At 58.1% G+C, this 17,242-nt stretch carries 13 protein-coding genes and 3 pseudogenes; 9 read left to right on the forward strand and 7 right to left on the reverse strand.

What is annotated here, in order from left to right:
• Positions 1 to 212: 212 nt before the first annotated feature.
• From cydB to LAN64_19835, 6 genes and pseudogenes are all read right to left on the reverse strand, one after another.
• Positions 213 to 1,257: pseudogene (gene cydB / locus LAN64_19810) on the reverse strand (cytochrome d ubiquinol oxidase subunit II).
• An 8-nt stretch (positions 1,258 to 1,265) separates the two neighbouring features.
• On the reverse strand, positions 1,266 to 2,624 hold the full coding sequence (locus tag LAN64_19815) for a cytochrome ubiquinol oxidase subunit I (GenBank protein ID MBZ5570075.1): 1,359 nt from the start codon (positions 2,622 to 2,624) through the stop codon (positions 1,266 to 1,268).
• 55 nt (positions 2,625 to 2,679) lie between these two features.
• Positions 2,680 to 3,336, reverse strand: coding sequence for a cytidylate kinase-like family protein (locus tag LAN64_19820; GenBank protein ID MBZ5570076.1), 657 nt, complete (start codon positions 3,334 to 3,336; stop codon positions 2,680 to 2,682).
• Positions 3,337 to 3,342: 6 nt separating this feature from the next.
• A complete protein-coding gene (locus LAN64_19825) occupies positions 3,343 to 4,944 on the reverse strand; it encodes a DHA2 family efflux MFS transporter permease subunit (GenBank protein ID MBZ5570077.1) in 1,602 nt (533 codons plus the stop codon).
• A complete protein-coding gene (locus LAN64_19830; GenBank protein MBZ5570078.1) occupies positions 4,941 to 6,209 on the reverse strand; it encodes an HlyD family secretion protein in 1,269 nt (422 codons plus the stop codon). Before LAN64_19830 ends, LAN64_19825 begins: the two co-directional genes overlap by 4 nt.
• A 27-nt stretch (positions 6,210 to 6,236) precedes the next feature.
• Positions 6,237 to 7,661, reverse strand: a complete 1,425-nt coding sequence (locus LAN64_19835) for a TolC family protein (protein ID MBZ5570079.1) — start codon at positions 7,659 to 7,661, stop codon at positions 6,237 to 6,239.
• 285 nt (positions 7,662 to 7,946) lie between these two features.
• Here LAN64_19835 and LAN64_19840 point away from each other — a divergent pair.
• The 8 genes and pseudogenes from LAN64_19840 (at position 7,947) to LAN64_19875 (ending at position 14,169) form a co-directional block, all read left to right on the forward strand.
• A pseudogene (locus tag LAN64_19840) lies at positions 7,947 to 8,193 on the forward strand (hypothetical protein).
• 311 nt (positions 8,194 to 8,504) lie between these two features.
• Positions 8,505 to 9,213 (forward strand): annotated as a pseudogene (locus LAN64_19845) (SDR family oxidoreductase).
• A 120-nt stretch (positions 9,214 to 9,333) separates the two neighbouring features.
• Entirely contained in the window at positions 9,334 to 9,723 is a 390-nt protein-coding gene (locus LAN64_19850; GenBank protein MBZ5570080.1) for a cupin domain-containing protein, read from the forward strand.
• Positions 9,724 to 9,766: 43 nt separating this feature from the next.
• Complete coding sequence (locus tag LAN64_19855; protein MBZ5570081.1) at positions 9,767 to 10,675, forward strand: alpha/beta hydrolase; 909 nt, start codon at positions 9,767 to 9,769, stop codon at positions 10,673 to 10,675.
• Positions 10,676 to 10,722: 47 nt separating this feature from the next.
• Positions 10,723 to 12,081: a hypothetical protein gene (locus LAN64_19860; GenBank protein MBZ5570082.1), complete on the forward strand. Its 1,359-nt coding sequence runs from the start codon at positions 10,723 to 10,725 to the stop codon at positions 12,079 to 12,081.
• Positions 12,082 to 12,219: 138 nt separating this feature from the next.
• Positions 12,220 to 12,819: a hypothetical protein gene (locus LAN64_19865; GenBank protein ID MBZ5570083.1), complete on the forward strand. Its 600-nt coding sequence runs from the start codon at positions 12,220 to 12,222 to the stop codon at positions 12,817 to 12,819.
• A 33-nt stretch (positions 12,820 to 12,852) separates the two neighbouring features.
• Positions 12,853 to 13,398, forward strand: coding sequence for a nitroreductase family deazaflavin-dependent oxidoreductase (locus tag LAN64_19870; GenBank protein ID MBZ5570084.1), 546 nt, complete (start codon positions 12,853 to 12,855; stop codon positions 13,396 to 13,398).
• Between the two features lie 483 nt (positions 13,399 to 13,881).
• Positions 13,882 to 14,169, forward strand: coding sequence for a hypothetical protein (locus tag LAN64_19875; protein ID MBZ5570085.1), 288 nt, complete (start codon positions 13,882 to 13,884; stop codon positions 14,167 to 14,169).
• 308 nt (positions 14,170 to 14,477) lie between these two features.
• Here LAN64_19875 and LAN64_19880 read toward each other — a convergent pair whose 3' ends face one another.
• Entirely contained in the window at positions 14,478 to 16,244 is a 1,767-nt protein-coding gene (locus LAN64_19880) for an MOSC domain-containing protein (protein MBZ5570086.1), read from the reverse strand.
• Positions 16,245 to 16,465: 221 nt separating this feature from the next.
• On the opposite strand from LAN64_19880, the gene LAN64_19885 reads away from it, so the two are divergent.
• The gene (locus tag LAN64_19885; GenBank protein ID MBZ5570087.1) at positions 16,466 to 17,077 is read left to right on the forward strand and encodes a redoxin domain-containing protein; all 612 of its coding nucleotides are present in this window, start codon (positions 16,466 to 16,468) and stop codon (positions 17,075 to 17,077) included.
• The last annotated feature ends 165 nt before the right edge of the window (positions 17,078 to 17,242 follow it).

Here is a 17,242-nt window from a genome sequence, read left to right on the forward strand (position 1 = left end):
TTTTTCCCAAAGTGCTGAGGGTGTGGTAGCTTCGCTTCAAGGCGGTTCTCCTTTCGTTGAGAAAGTTTCCAACCCGACTCTATCAAGAGCCGGGTCGAGAACCGCCCCTCAACCTTCAACTATGGATGGGACACCCTCAGGTGGTCCGTCTTGAGGACATTTTGGGTTTCTGGCAATCCGCCTATCTCCAGTGCCCGAAGGTGACATCACACTCAGTACTCGTCGCCCGTCGCGTGCTGGCGCACCTTTCCACGGAACATCCAATAAACCAGCACGAAGTAGGCAACTGCCAGCGTTATTCCCGCTCCCCACCAGTACAGACCGCTCGCTAAAGAATATTCGCCCGCCTTAGTGTTGTAGATCGTAAGGGCGTAAGCGCCTCCGGTACTGGCTGGAAGCAGGCTGGGATAGAGCGCAATCGCCGCTCCCAGCAGCATGGAAATGATGTAAAGACACGAGCTGAGAAACCGGTGCCAGTCATGCCGCCGGACAGAAAAGTAAATGATTCCCGCAAGGCCGATGAGGACGGCGCCAGGAATGATGAACGCTACAGGATGGCGCGTGTAGTTTTGTAGCATCTCGGGGCGGATCTTGAGCGTGGCAACAAGTGACGCAAGCGTCAGGAGCACAAGCGGCCAGGCGGTCAGCATGGCTGCGCGGTGGGAGCGCTGTTGCACGTCGCCTTCGGTTTTCAACGCAACGTAGGAGGCGCCGTGCGCCGCGAGAGCGATGACGGCAAGCACGGCGCAGGAGACAGTGTACCAGTCCAGAATGCCGTTGTTCACGCCGACGATCCAGTTGGTCCACAGGGGTTCAAAGAAGAAGTGGTCTGCCTGCAGCGGTACGCCGCGGATCACGTTTCCGAACGCCACACCGAAGAACGCGATCAGTGCAATGCTGCTTAGGGAAAACACACCATCGAAAAAGTCGCGCCAGATGGAGGTGCAGGTGCGCGCGGAATTCAATGCCGACGGCGCGGAGGATCAACAACCACAGAACAATGTGCAGCGATAAATAGAAGCCGCTGAGGCTAGAAGCATACAGGAGCGGAAACGCGAAGTAGAGTGTCCCACCGGCGGCAATGAGCCACACTTCATTGCCATCCCATACCGGGCCGATGCTGCGGAGTATCAAGCGGCGTTCATCGTCGGTGCGCGCGATCAGCAGGTGAAGTGCGCCGGCGCCAAGATCAAATCCGTCCAGGCACGCATACGCGGTCAGCATTAGCACGAGCAGCACATACCAAACGGTTTCCATGCACTCCCCTACCCAGATATTCCGACGACCTCTTCTGCATGAGCGTGCGCCGGTTCGGGCCCGTTGGCGATGATCCGCTGCAGCAGGAAGAGGAATAGAATCCCCAAGACCATGTAAATGCCCATATACCCCAGCAGGGTGAACCATGTGCTGCCAGAAGAAACGTTGCGCGAAAAACCCTCTGAGGTACGTACCAATCCATACACCAGCCAGGGTTGGCGACCGATCTCCGCCGTGACCCAACCGGCGATATTAGCGATGTAGGGGAACGGCACTGCGAGCATCAGCAGCCATAACGCAATCCGGTTTACGTACAGCTTTCCCCTCCACATTAGGAACGCGCACACGACCATCAGCGCGACAAACATCGTCCCCAAGCCCGCCATGATGTGGTAGCAGAAAAACAGGAGAGGAATGTTGTCCGGCCAATTTTCCCTGGGGAACGCATCCAGGCCCGTCACTTCGGCGCGGAAGGTGCCGTAAATGATAAAGCTCAGCACATCATTCAGCGGAAGAGGATTCTCGATCGACATATGTTGCGGGTCTGGTTGCCCAAGAAGCAGCATTGGGGCGCCCTCCTGCGTCTTGAATAAACCCTCCATCGCAGCTGTGGTCGAAGGTTGGTGGAGCGCAACGTGGCGCGCTTGCAGGTCGCCTGTAGGAAAAATCTGCGCCCCGGTGCTAATAAGTCCGGCAATGACGCCGACACGCACGAACATCCGGCCGTACCCCTGACTGCGGCCACTCAGGATGTAAAAGGCGCCGACAGCCGCCATAACGAATGACCCGGTGATCACAGCGGCACTCATGGTATGCGCGTATTGCAGCAGGGCCCACGGATTCGAAAGCACGCCCCAAAAGCTTGTTACCTGGAACACGCCGTCAGGCGAGCGCGTATACGCGACCGGGTGCTGCATCCACGCGTTCGCGGTGATTATGAAGAACCCCGACAACCACGACCCGATAAACACGGCCACGCCCGATAGCCAGTGCAACGTGGGCCCAATGCGCTTCTCTCCGAACAGGAACAACCCGAGGAACGCGGATTCCAGAAAAAAGGAGAAGACTCCTTCCATGACCAGCGGCTGACCGAGCACGCCACCGGTGAGTTGAGAGAAGCGCGACCAGTTCGTTCCGAACTGGAATTCCATCGGAACTCCCGTCACCACGCCCAGGGCGAAGTTGAGGACGAAGATGCGCGCCCAAAATCGTGCCGCGTGGCGGTGCTTCTCGCTGCCGCGGAACACACCGATTCCCTGGAGAACCATGATCAGCGGCGCCAGGCCCATCGTGAGCTGGGGAAAGAGGTAGTGATACGCGATCGTGAAGGCGAACTGGATACGGTCGAGAATGTAGGCGGAGCTCATGTAATCGGCGGAAGCTGACGGTTCGTGGTCGTCATATGTGAACCCTTGTGAGCGTTCAGCGAGTCATAAGTGACTTGATGCCAACAGTCGCCGATTCCTGCTCCAGCGCTTTCTTGATGCCCAGAATCGTGCGAATCACATTTTCATCCCCCAGAGCCGTGTTCAGCATCGCGTGGTAAAGAGCTCGATTCGGCCACTCCATGTGAAAGTATTTCTCAATAAAGGCGGCCCGCTCCTTGTCCACGGAATCCACCAGCTTTGCACAGTCGGAATCGCAAATGCCTCCCTCTCGCAACCTGCGCAGTTTCTCTTCCCTTGGCGCAAACAGAAACACTCGCAGGGTGTCCTTCCGCTCCTTCAGAAAATGATGCGACCCTCTACCCACGATGACGCAGTTTCCCTCCGTTGCCGCCAGTTCAACCACCTGCCCGGTGATCCGCACGATACTGTCGGCATCCAGCACCTTCATTCGGTGGAGGTTCTGGCTTCCCTCGAAGCTGCCGCGCAGGATTGACTTAAAGAGCCGGTAATAGAGGGGGTCCAACTGCTCCTCTCGGCACTCGACCTCAGAGGTATCGGAGTTCGTTAGCCGGGCGATTTCACAGGTCAGCAATTGGTCCCACAGCTTCCAATCCAGGCGGTCGGCAATCTTGCGCGCGATTTCTCCGCCACCGCAGCCGTACTCCCGCTCGATTGTGATGATCCTGATCACGGCTCCTCAACCAACTACCGCTTCGCCGCCGGCGTGCGGATCGTTCTTCTTCAAAAGGAATGACAGAACGAACATGACGCTCGCGCCAATGGCAAGGACCCAAAATGCATCGATGTAAGCCAGAGTTGCGGCCTGCGCCTGCAGACCCCGATAAACCTGCGCGTAGGCTTTCGTGCGGGCATCGGGGACGCTCAGTCCGTAGTGCACAAGTCGCGCCGTGAGGCCGCCGACCGCGCCCTGTAATCCCTGACTCGCTGCCGTCGTGTGGCTGACCAGAACAGTCTGATGGAACTGCGCGCGGCGAGCGATGACAGTTGTCACAATCGAAGTGCCCACGCTGCTTCCCATATTGCGCATGAAATTGACCATGCCGGCAACCGAGTTGCTCTTCTCTACAGGTACTCCGATGTAGGCGGCCAGGGTGATCGGTACGAATAGAAAGCCCAATCCCACAACCTGGGCGACGCGCAACCAAGTCGCCGAACTGAAGCTGATCAACAAGTCGATCCGCGCCGTGGAATAAAACATGGCGATCGCCATGGACAACCAGCCAAACGCGATGATGTAGCGCGCCTGAAACCTGGTGGTGAGTTGCCCGACGATCGGCATCGCAACCAGCAAGATAATGGCCCCCCCGGAAAGAACCAGTCCTGCCAATTCCGCCGTATATCCCAACAGCGTCTGCAGAAACTGGGGCATGAGCACTAGACTGCTGAACAAAAGAATGCCCAGCGTGAACATCATCAGGTTCGAACTGAAGTAATTGAAATTTTTGAACAGTCGAACGTCGATGATCGGTTCTTTGCGGAACCACTCCCATATCACTAGCGCGACCAGACACACTCCAGCCACAATCGCAAGAGTCAAAATGAAATGCGAGCCGAACCAGTCGTCCTCCTGGCCCTTGTCCAGCAAAATCTGCAAGGCGCCGATTCCGAGCGTCAGCAGGGCGATGCCGACATAATCCAATTTCATTCCGGCGGCTTTCAGGCGGGCCAGATACGGTGGGTCTTCGACAAAGCGAAAAACAAGGAGTAAGGCCGCTACCCCGACGGGCAAATTGATAAAGAATATCCAGCGCCAGGTGTAATTAAAAGTGATCCATCCGCCCAGAGTAGGCCCTATTGTGGGCGCCAGGACAGCGGTGACGCCGTAAAGAGCAAATGCCAGCCCCCTCTCTTGTGGAGGAAACGTATCCGCCAGAATGGCTTGCGCCATGGGCTGAAGGCCTCCTCCTCCGGCACCTTGCATGACGCGGAACAGGAGAAGAAGACCAAGGCTCGGCGCAATCCCGCAGAGCAACGAGCTAATGGTGAAAATCACGAGACAGGACATGAAGAACCGTTTTCGCCCAAACCTGCCGGCCAGCCAGCCGCTGATCGGAAGAACGATGGCGTTGGACACCAAGTAGGACGTGAGTACCCAAGTGCTCTCGTCGTTGCTGGCGCCCAGATTGCCCGCCATATAAGGCAGAGCCACATTGGCGATACTGGTGTCAAGGACCTCCATGAAGGCCGCCATAGCAACCACCACGGCAATCAGCCAAGGGTTGTACTTGGGCCGCCAGACGGCCTGCTCTGCGGCAAGAACATTGGCGTCGGAGCTCATCTCAGATACACCTTCGGTTCGACGCTCATGCCAGGCCGGAGAAGGTGGTCACGGTTCTCCCCGGGGTCAAGAACAATCTTGACAGGAATTCTCTGCACGATCTTGACGTAGTTGCCGGTGGCGTTTTCGGGCGGAAGGACGCTGAACAAAGGACCTGTCGCCCCGGCAATGCTGTCAACGCGCCCCTTGTAAGTGCGACCACTGGAATCGACTTCGAGTTCAACCCTTTGCCCAGGCCGCATGCGCCTGAGCTGAGTTTCTTTGAAATTAGCCGTGATCCAGACTTCATCCAGGGGAACGATGTTCAGCAGTTGCTGGCCGGCCTGAACGTTCATGCCTACAACGACGCTCTTGTTCACCTCACCGCTGACCGGCGCGACGATCTTCGTGTATTGCAGGTTCAGCTCGGCCTGCTCCAGAGCAGCGCGCTTTTGTTGAACGTCGGCGACAGCGGAGAGGGCGCGAGCGCGGGCCGATGCGACTTGCTGCGGTCCTGTCTGTGCAGTGCGATGAGACGCCTCAGCCTGGACTAGGCGATCCTTTGCCTGCTGGACCGCCTGCTCCGCCGCGGCTGCACTGGCGCGAGCGGCGGCCACACTGGCGGTGTTTGCCTTGGCGGCAGCGAGCGCCTGATCATAAGTCTGCTCGGAGACATTTTGCTTTTCCACCAGCCGCCTGTATCGGCGGAGGTCGTCCTGTGCTTTTACATTGTTCGCCTCGGCCTGCTCTACCTGAGCATGCGCCGCGGCGAGTTGTTTCTCCGCCGCGATGATTCCGGCGCGGGCGTTCTCTATGTCGGACGCGGCCGATGTCAACTGACTCGCCGTGTTCACAGACGTAATGGGAACAGCAATGTTGAGAGCGTTTGCCGTCGCTTCGGCATTGGCGAGATCGGCGCGCGCCTTATCGACTGCTACCTGGTAATCCTTGGGATCGATCTCCACCAGCACCGTTCCCTTTTCTACGTATTGGTTGTCGTTGACGTTGACCTTGATCACGTAGCCGGAAATGCGCGCGCTGACTGGATAAAGATGGACATCGACCTGAGCATCATCGGTCGATTCATAGCCGCTGAAATAGCGCCACAAAACCAGGCTGGCAGCCACCGCGATTAACGCAGCGAGAGCAATGATCAGCCCGCGGTGCTTGGAGCGCAGATAACGACGTGGAACCGGGCGTACCGGAGCTGGACTTTGGGCTGGCGCCGCAGTCCCGACTACCTTTTCCTGAGTTACTGAGCCAAGCGGGTTGTGTTCTGCGCTCATCGTGGATCCATCTCCCGAGCGACAACGTTACCGAGCGGTCAGATATTGACTGTAGTTCGTCCTGGCGACGCCCAACGCACGCGCCAGTTCCAACTTCGCCGAATTATGGCTGTACAGACTGGCGATGTATTGGTCGTTTGCGCGTGATAGTGATTGTTGCGCCTGCACCACCTCGACGCTGTCGGTCACTCCGGCTGCGAATCGTTCCTTGGAGCGGGCAAGGTTTTCGTTGGCCAGGTCAACGTTTTGACTGGCAACCGCCACTTGCTCTTTCGCTGCTTGCAGGTTCAAATACGCCTTGCGAACGTCATAATCGATCTGCCCGCGCAGGTTTTCAGCTTCCGCTTTGCGCTGTGTCAGCGCAGCTTCTGCACTTGTCACATTTCCTTCGATCCGCCTCCCGGTAAACAGCGGGACACTGACGACGGCCTGGAAATCGAAAATGCCGTGGGAATGGCCAAATGCCGGTCCCTGCACTCCATAGGCGCCGGTTGCCGCTACCACGGGATAACGCTCGCCGCGAATGGCGGACAACTCTTGTTGCGCCGATTTCACAAAGCTGAGGGCGGCGCGAAAGTCGCTCCGCGATGCATAGGCGGTCTTCAACGCCTGTTCCACTGTTGGCGGCTCAAGGTCGGCATAAGGGATGCGATCGCCGATCTCGAACGCCTGGCCGAGCGGCAAGCCGATTCCTCGCGCGAGATCCAGCTTGGCGACGGCAAAATCATTCCGCGCGACACTGAGCCTGTATTGTTCCGTGTGGAGTTGCACGGAGCTGCGCGTGAGATCAATCTTGGGGCTGGTACCGGCGTGGAACTCCTCGCTGGCCTGGTCGTAGACCGCTTGCGCATTTCGTACCTGCGCTTCCGCGGCCTCGATGCGCGAAGTGGTTTCAATGACTTGCAGGTAGGCATTGCCCACCACCAGCGTGATCACGTCCAACGCATCGTTGTAGCTCAGCCGCGCCGCCTGTTCAGCCGTCCGTGCCGCTCGGAATCGCTGGATGGATTCGAAACTGAACAGGGTCTGGTTCACGCTGGCTTGTGCGGTGCTGAAACTAAAAGGTCCGGTCACAGATGGAATGGACGGCAACTTGATGCCGAGCGCTGAGGTACTGAGCTGTTCGACGTTCTCCGCTGCGCCTGCGCTCACTTGCGGCAGCAGGCGGCTCAAAGCCTGAAGCCGCTGGCCGCGCGCCGCACGCGCGTTCTCTCCGCTCTCGATTCCGCTGAGGTTGTAACGAGCCGCCATGTTGATGGCGTCGCGGAGCGTGAGGTGAATGCTCTCATGTGTTGCCGGGCCACTGGGGACGCTGCTGAGTCCCGGCGAAGCTTGATTGATTTGGCCGTTGACTAAGAGGGGAACAAAAAGCAAAAACAAGACGGATGCCAGACGTCTGCCGATCTTGGCGTTCCTCTGATCGCTGTTACCAGTCGTGAGCTTGTGTCTCATCAATTGTCACCCCACCCGTTAAGCACCCGAGTTGTGCTAAGCCGCGTCGCTACGGCGCTGGCCTCCTTACGCTGCGGCTCGATCGGCTCGCCTGAAGAATTGCAGCAGCTCTTGGTTGATTTGATCTTTGAGAGTTGAGCACGGCCCGTTTGTCTGATGACGGACAACGAAATTGCGTTGCCAGACGGAATTTCGTGGTTGCTCGTGACTGCCTTGCCGCTTGACGCCGTGATCTGCGACCTACGGGGAAATGGCCCAAATCCTGCTCTTGGTCAGCCGGGACACTTGCAACACAGGGTCAGGGTATGGACGGTCGGCAAAATCCGCACGGCTCTGGACCGGCACTGGGCGCATCGGCTGTGGGCGATCAGGATGCGGAACATGAGATTTATTGCGACGAGGTGATCTGCGAATACCCGCAGTCCGGCGAGCGGATCCACGGCCGCGCAATCTGCAAGCGCTGCGAAGCCGCCATCCTGACAAGCCTGGCGGCTTTGTGGTGCGGCGCGTATCAGGCTGCGGCCAAGGGAATTGTGCTGGGCAATCCCTGATGTGGTTCCCACTCGCGTACCTTCCGATTAGCCCGTGCTCCAGGAACCTTGGACGCCCTTGACAGTCGCCACAGCCAATCGAGTTCCACAAGCCGGCTTCCCAGTACTAATCCCACCGGCATGAGAGTGGGATTACTTCTGGATAGCATCGAGGTAATGCAGGAGGAGGGACACTCGGTTTGGGGGCAACCTTCCGACCCCATCACGGCATCCAGCACCAACGGAATCGCGGCTCGAATCTAGCCCCTCCGGCAGTTGTGAAATGCGCCGGTCGAAAATGAAGGAGACAATTATGAAAATCGTAGTGATCGGTGGTACCGGACTCATTGGATCCAAGCTTGTCAACAAGCTTCGTGAGCACGGGCACGAGGCGGTGGCGGCATCACCCAGTTTGGGGGTCAACACTGTCACGGGCGAGGGACTGGCCGAAGTGCTGAAAGGTGCTTCGGTGGCGGTTGACGTAACGAACTCTCCCTCCTGGGAGGACGCAGCAGTGCTGAAGTTCTTCGAGACATCAACCCGTAATCTCCTTACCTATGAAGCGGCCGCAGGCGTTAGACATCACGTTGCGTTGTCGGTCGTAGGCACCGAGCGGCTGTCCGAAAGCGGTTTCTTCCGCGCCAAGATCGCTCAGGAGAAACTGATCAAAGCCTCATCGATTCCTTATTCGATCGTGCAAGCGACCCAGTTCTTCGAGTTCCTCAAGGCAGCCGATGGCTGCCGAGGATGTCGCGAGTGGCGTGGCCAGGGTCACGGTAGGCCCGCCGCTCAATGGCACGGTCGAAATAGCGGGTCCGGAACAATTTCGCCTCGATGATCTAGTTCGGCGGCGCTTGGCCGCACTCAAAGATCCCCGCGAAGTCATCGCTGATCCAAACGCGCGTTACGCTGGAGCGAAACTCAGCGAGAAAACACTAGTTCCGGGCAACAACGCACGACTCGGCGAGACCCGTTTCGAAACCTGGCTGACTCAGTCCGCAGCACAAAGGTCGGCTGCGTGAAGATTGGCCGGGAACTCGTGCGGCACTACGCGTAACGGCGGGGTAGCGACCAATACCCGCGACGTATCGAAAATGGCGTCGACGTATCGAAATGGCGTCGTTCAAGCGAAAGGTTCATTTATGGCGTTCGCAAGAGTAATTGTGGCGCTGGCATGTCTCATGTCCGGCGCGGTGGTAGCACAGGAGGCTAAGGTAACGCAGCTCATGTCGAATGACCTGAAAGAGCTTCCAGGCAAAGAAGGTTTGATGATCACCGTGGAATATCCGCCGGGCAGTTCGGACCCCATACATCGCCACAATGCATATGCGTTTGTTTATGTGCTGGAAGGCTCGATCGTGATGCAGGTGAGAGGCGGAAAAGAAACGACTCTGACACCTGGTCAGACCTTCTACGAAGGCCCGAATGATGTTCACATCGTTGGGCGGAACGCAAGTAAAACCAAACCGGCGAAATTCCTCGTGTTTCTTGTGAAAACCAAAGGCGCTCCGGTGCTCGTACCTGCCAAGTAAAAGCCAGAAGATGCGAGTGGACCGCACTAGGGAGAAAATTCAAATGAGCACGATCACAGTGAAGGATGGCACGACAATCTACTACAAAGACTGGGGTAAGGGCCCGGTCGTCACGTTGTCGCACGGATGGCCGCTGAGTTCCGATGCATGGGACGGCCAACTGCTTTTCCTCGCCCAGAATGGCTTTCGCGTGGTCGCCCACGACCGGCGTGGCCACGGCCGCTCGAGCCAAGCCTGGTCCGGTAACGACATGAATGGATACGCCGACGATCTGGCAGCTGTCATTGAGGCGCTTGATCTCAATGAAGTTACCCTGGTGGGTCACTCCACGGGCGGAGGCGAAGTTGCACGTTACATTGGACGCCATGGCGCGAAGAGGGTGGCCGCGGCTGTCCTGATCGCCGCTGTGCCGCCAATCATGGTGAAGTCCGCTGCCAACCCCGAGGGGCTCCCGATCGAAGTGTTTGACGGATTGCGCAGTAGCCTGACTGAGGACCGCTCGCAGTTTTATAAAGACCTTGCCGTAATGTTCTACGGCGCCAATCGGCCGGGCGCGAAGGTCTCGCAGGGAACGCTGGACCAATTCTGGCTTTGGAGCATGCAAGCAGGCCTTCTGAACGCTTACGAGAGCATCAAGGCCTTCTCCGAGACCGACTTCACCGAGGACCTAAAGAAGTTCGATGTACCCACGCTGGTCATGCACGGTGAGGACGACCAGATCGTGCCGGTCAAGGATTCAGCGAAGAAATCGGCCAGGCTCATCAAGGGGGCGAAGGAAATCTATTATCCGGGCTTGCCTCACGGCCTCACCGCCACGCATGCGGATCAAGTCAACGCCGACCTGTCGGGCGTGAGGAAAGTGAAATTCGTGGTGCGGCGTGTATCAGGCTGCGGCAATGCCTGGTTGAACGCTGGCGACGCCGACATCGAAGGGTTTTGTTACAGGCTCTAACTCTCGTGATGCGACTTCTCTCGCTGAGTGAATCGCTGGGGGACAAAATGGAAGGCAAAGACAGTCTCGACACTCATCACAAAGCTCTCTCGATCAATCTGGAAGCCTCGGTCTTTGGCTCATTTGCAGAGATCGGTGCTGGGCAGGAGGTGGCGCGATGGTTCCTTCAGGTTGGAGGTGCATCGGCAACCGTAGCGAAGACAATATCCGCTTATGACAAGGAAGTCAGTGACGAGATTTACGGTAGTGGATCACGTTACGTCTCGGTTGAGCGGCTACGCGCAATGCTTGAAAAGGAGTGGACACAGTTGCTGCTGCAGATTCAACTGACGCGTGGAGAGAAAACGAGGTTCTTCTCCTTCGTCGATACGGTGGCGGCAAGAAACTATGCCGGCACAAATTTGCCGCACGGCTGGATAGGACTACGGTTCCAGGATCAGCCTGGTGCTCCGCCTAACGATGTCATCTTGCATGTGAACCTTTTGGACTCGACGAGCATTCAGGAGCAGGAAGCTCTAGGGATCATTGGAGTCAATTTACTATATGCCGCGTTCCACGAACGTTCAGATCCAGAGACACTCCTCAGCGGAATTGCTCATCTTGTCGCTCCTGATCGCATGGAAATCGACTACGTTGAAGTGCGCGGTCCCGTTTTCGACAACGACTCCTCTGGGAAATGGAGTGCGTGGAATTTGCATGTCCTTCTAGTCACAAATCGTTTTAGTGAGGCAGTCATTTGCTCCAGGGAACGAGGTTTCGTTCCGTTTATCGAAGCTTTGCATAAGAAAGCGGTTGTACTGGCCCCCGGAGTATTCGATAGCCCATCCACTCCTCATGGCCAAATGATGGCTACAGCATTACGTAACCTGGGGCAGGAGCACGAACAGTCGGGCGAAGACTTTGTGGGACTGTTTTGCCTCACAATACCTCCGAGCGTGAATGGCGGATCGGATCACGAAATCTCCAGAATGTTGGTGAAGATGCAGGCGCTCTACGATCTTGGATACGGGATACTGCTCGTTCAAGCTCGCGAGATCTACAAGATGAGCGCCATCATCCAACGATTTACTTCGTTGCCAATTCGATTTGTAGTGGGGATTTCCGTCTTATTGCGAGTCTTTGAAGACGATTATCGGCATTTGGGCGGGAGCACTTTGAAGGCCGTATCTCTGTTGTTTTCCCAAAATGTTCGGATCTACGCCTACCCGATGGCGGCGTCGACCGTTCGTGAGCGGATTAAGAAACTGAATGCGACCGGATGGGAATGGGCTGATGTTCGGGGCACGGTTCTGGCGGACTCGCTCAAACCTCCCAGACCATTGCGCTACCTTTACGAATACCTTTTGGCCAGCCATTTCATTGTGCCTATAGGACTCACAACCACTGAAATGTCTCGAGTAGCTTGAGTTTCAAATTCGCTGGCGACCCGGCTATATGCCGAACCGAGGCATTGGTTCGCGCGCGGTCGACTGCGGGCCCAGTTTGCAGCGCTGATCGCCGTTGCCTTATTGTTTGCCTCTCCGCTTGTTGGTGGGAATGGACCGGTGGACCAGTTTGTCCCCGTAGGTGAAGCCGGACCGTGTTCGGTCGAATTCACGGTGACCGAAGCTGCCGGCCGTCGTGTCTACGGCGCTCAAATAACGGTCCACATCCAGTACGGCTTTTCTTGGTCTGCAACAACTCGATCCGTAGGGCGCTCGCCGGCCGCAGCGAGGCAGCTTGCAAGCCGCGCGCGCCGCCGAGTGCAAGGAAGGACCAAGCTCTCCGAGGTTCGAACATCTCAAGAGCGAACAGTTGTCGATGCGTTTCTCGCGGCATTGCGGGCCGGTGATCTTGACGGGATTCTCGCCGTGCTCGATCCGGAGGTTGTACGCCGCGCGGACCACGTTGCCGTGCCTTCGGTCGAAGCCAGAGAAATCCGCGGCGCCGCAGCGGTTGCCAACGAGGCGCTCACCCATGCGGATCGAGCTCGTTTCGCACGAGCGGCTCTTGTAGACGAATCCGTGGGAATCGTCGTGGCTCCGCGTGGGCGGCTGCTCATGGCAATTCGGTGTACGGTCAAGAGCGGAAAGATCATCGCGATGGACGTGATTGCAGAGCCGGCTCGTCTCGGCCGACTGAAGATCGCAGCCCTCGACGATTGACCAGATTTGCGCAATCGATGGGGAAGGTCCTTGATGGCCAGAGCCGGCGTGAATTCTCACGGTTCCATGGCGAGTGAATACAACCTGCTGAAGGTGCCGAATCCTCCTGCGCACCAACCGAATGTGAAGCGCGTAAACAGATTCGAGCCACGATTGGCGAAAGGAGTTCTTGGAAGGAGGAAATCCGGCATGGCCGCGATTAGGAGAAAGAGCGTGTCGTGGTATCTCTTTCGAGCACCCGTATACCTCTACCGCTGGGGGCTGGGCTGGTTGTTCGGCCACCGCTGCCTGCTTTTGACTCACATCGGCCGGCGTACCGGCCGACGCCATCAGACCGTCCTCGAAGTCGTCGAGTACCGAAAGCAGGTTCCCGAGGTTGTCGTTGCGAATGGTTTTAGTCCCGATTGTGACTGGCTTCGCAACATTGAGGCCAAGCCCGGCGAGGAAGTGACAGTCGGCTCGCAGCATTTCGTCGCATCGCATCGCTTTCTGGGAGAGGAAGAAGGAAGCAATGAGGGTGATCCAAGCTTACGAGTACCGAAATCGATTCATCGCGCCGATAGTTCGGCGTGGGTTTAGCTGGCTGCTCGGGTGGCAATATCGTGGCGGAGAAAAGGATCGGCGGCAGCTGGTCAGACAGCTCCCGCTCATTGCGTTTCGGCCGCGCGCTTCCCGGGTTGAGATGACACTTTCAACTCGACGGAGCGCATGTGCTCCAAATTGCTCGACGACGAATCACCATCCCGGTGGTCAGCATCACATACGAAAAGGAAGGGACCAGATATGGCGAGAATCGAGGGAATTGATCCGCAGCAGACATCCTTCTTAATGCGCCAGGTGTTCAAGAAAGTGCGAAAGATGCTAGGTCGGGATCTCCCCCCGCAAAAGATCCAGGCGCGAGTGCCACGTTTATTCTGGTTCAGCATTCTGGGGGAATGGCTTCTGGGCCAAAAAGCAAAAGTCCCTCCACGCCTGCGCGCTCTGGCGACATTGCGAACGGCGGTCCGCGTGGGGTGCCCGTTTTGAATCGACGCGAATTCTGCCGGCGGCAGAATGTACGGTTTGAACGACGAAGAGATCGCCACGATCCGCGGAGGACAATTTGAGGGCTTTGTGCCCTCGGAGGTCGTCCTTTTGCGCATGGCGGACGCAATGTCGGACACGCCATCGAACATCACCGATGAGATTTATGCCGAACTGCGCAGTCATTTTTCGGAGGAACAGTTGATGGAACTAGCCGCGAGCGCGGCGCTGGAGAACTATCGTGCCCGCTTCAACCGAGTGTTTGATGTGGGCAGCGATGGCCTTTATCGAAAAGGGTTACAGTTCAAACTGCACCGCGCAGCGTAAGAGTCTTCGCAACTGTCCGCAAGACGCAGGACGGGGATCGGTTGCGCTCTGACTTCGGCACGAGTCTCACGCCGGTAATTATGGACGTTACAGATCGTGCTCCCGTCATCGCAGCAGCGGACCTAAGTATGAGCCGATCACAGTCACGCTTCCCAGAGAGGCCAGAAATAAGCAGGTAGGCACCATGAACACCGCTCCGGCCTCGCACACCCCGCGCAGATTGACGATCAACAAGACTGCGAGAATTCCCAGGCAGAGGGAGGTACTGTGAAGGATCGGGTCCGCCTCAGAAATCGAATATCGGTCAGTCACAAATCGATGACGACGTCGCGAGTCGGTTGGGCGCAGCAAACGAGAAGGTTGCCGTCAGCGGGCTTTTCGAGCGGCTCCGGTCCGTAGACGACCGCCCCTGAAACCAACCCGCTCTCACAGCTGTGACAAACACCGGTGCGGCACGACCAACGTACCGGGACATCGCACGCCTCGGCAAGTTCCAAAATACTTTGATACACCGATGCCTTCCAGTGTGCGGCGATGCCGCTACGCGCGAACGATACCAGCGGACCGGTGTTGGCGTCGTCCTTGGGCAGATGCGGAGCTCGCGTCGCTGCGCCGACGACACCAGGGGTCCTCGAGTCGCTGCCGTTGAAGATTTCGACGTGAATCCGCTCCGGCGCCACACCCAAGGTTGCGAGCGCCTCTTTCATGTCTGCCATGAAGCGCGTCGGTCCGCAGAGGTAAACGTCCGCCTCTCGTGGGACGCCGAGTTCGTCGAAGACCGATCGCGACAGGTGACCGGCAGCGTCGAAATCCTCACCCATCTTGTCGCGCGGGGCAGGCCTGCTGTAACAAACATAGCTGCGGCCGTGCGTGAGCGCGAGCATAAGGCGGCGGACTTCGGCGGCGAAGGGATGATGCTGCTGATCGCGAGCCGCGTGCAGCCACAAGACCTGCCTTGTTGAGCGGGCCGACGCCAGTGCGTGCAGCATCGCCAGAACCGGCGTCGCCCCAATTCCCGCGCTGAGCAACACCACCGGCCGCTCTCCGGACTGCAGAATGAAACTCCCGCGGGGCGAGCTAACGTCGAGAGTATCGCCTACCCGGATATGCTTCCGCAGGTAGGTTCCAGCCGCCCCATTCGGCTCGATCTTCACGCTGATGCGATAGCGCTCCGTCGAGATGGGGCCCGATAGCGAGTAGCTGCGAAAGAGAAGTGGCGAGCCGCCGGCGGTCCGCTGAAGACGCACAACCACGTACTGGCCAGGCAGTGCGGTTGGCAGCGGATGACCGTCCGGGTTCTGCATCGTCAGCGAGAGCACATCTACGGACTCGTGATCGATTGCCGTCACCGCGAGCGGCCGGAATCCTGGTGCAACCGGATGCGCAGCTGCTGCCGGCGCGAGCCCTGCGTTCCCAGTCCCCGCGGCAGTCGTTTGGCTCTGCAGTAACGCCTCAAACGAGGAGTGCCATCCCGTTGAAAGTGCTTTGATCCGCAGTGCCCGCTCCAGTTGATCACGTGCATGATTGGGCAAATAGAGGAGCGCGTTGATCTCTGCGACGGTCATGCGCTCCTCCGCCTCTTCCACCTTTATGATTTCGTCGCCGGCGCCTGCTTCGCCTTCCTGCAGCACGCGGAAGTAGAACCCCGGCCGTCCACTGGATGTCAGCAATGCCGGCATCCGGGGCTCGTTCATCCGAATGCCAACGCGATAGCAGGTGACGCGGGGTTGAGTGACCTCGAACAGTGCGCTGCCGATCTGATAACGGTCGCCGATGCATACAGCATCGTCGGGCAATCCTTCGATCGTGAAGTTCTCGCCGAACTGTCCGTAGATGAAGTCGGTCCTCTTCAGCCGCTCCTGCCAATAGCGATACGATTCGATCTGGTAGACGAACACGGCTCGCTGCTCACCCCCGTGCCCGGCCAGATCGCCCTGGCCGTCTCCATCTAGATTTAACCGGCCGGCGCGACAGCGGCCACGCACCGGATCCTTCCAGATCCCGGTGTGCACTGTGCGACCCTTCCACTCGATGTCGCGCGGGAGTCCGACGTTCACCGATACTAGTCGAGCCATGTCGCTCTGCTTTGCCCTTGTTTACGCGGCTCGCTCTGTCTCCAGGAGGAAGCACCTCGTGGGACCGCCGACCGCCGGCAGGATTCGCACATTTTTTTTGGCGTAGTCGAGTCTTTGAACAGCGATTGTTGGATACCCTGGTGAGGGGGCCGCGTTGTCTTTAAAAACGTAATCGAAGTTGTGAGCGACACCCATGCTATTCCCACCGAAGGAGTCGAATCATGCGCTCTGACATCGTGCCCGGAGGCACCTTTCCCGACTACGAGCTGCCCGATCACACTAGCACACTGCGCAGGCTCAGCGACCTGCAGGGCGATGACCCGCTGATCCTCACGCTCGCGCGCGGCCACTACTGCCCGAAGGAGCACCGGCAGCATCTGGAGCTCGCCGCGTTCTACCCAAAGGTCGCCGTGGCCTACACCCAGATCGCCACGATCTCCACCGATGACCACCACACGCTCCAGGAGTTCCGGGCGTCAGTCGGCGCCCAGTGGACTTTCCTCTCCGACCCTGACCGAACGGTTCAGAAGGACCTCGACATTCAGGAGTACACCGACCCCGAGAACAATCCGATGATCCCGCACACGCTCGTGCTCAAGCCCGGCCTCGTGATCCACAGCATCTACAACGGCTACTGGTTCTGGGGCCGACCGTCGGTCGTCGACCTCTGGCGCGACCTGCGCGCCGTAACGCGTGAGATCCGCCCCGACTGGGATCTGAGCACCCCTGGACTCCGCGAGGCTTGGAACGCGGGCGACTTCTCGCGCTTCCATGGGTGGAACAAACGGTCCAATGCGAAAGCGGCCCCGGTTGGACGGAAGGAGGAACGGTGACGCTATGTCGCGAAACTCGGGTCGAAACCTAGCAGCCCGTGGTGCAAGTCTGGATTCGTGAGCGGAAAGTACTGAAGTATCCACAGGCATAGTTCGTAGAATGTCGCGCATGTCGATGGGGACGCGCAAGCAGCGGGAGAAGCAAGAGGACATCTGGATTGCGCA

Source organism: Terriglobia bacterium, from assembly GCA_020073185.1.
GTDB lineage: Bacteria > Acidobacteriota > Terriglobia > Terriglobales > Acidobacteriaceae > JAIQGF01.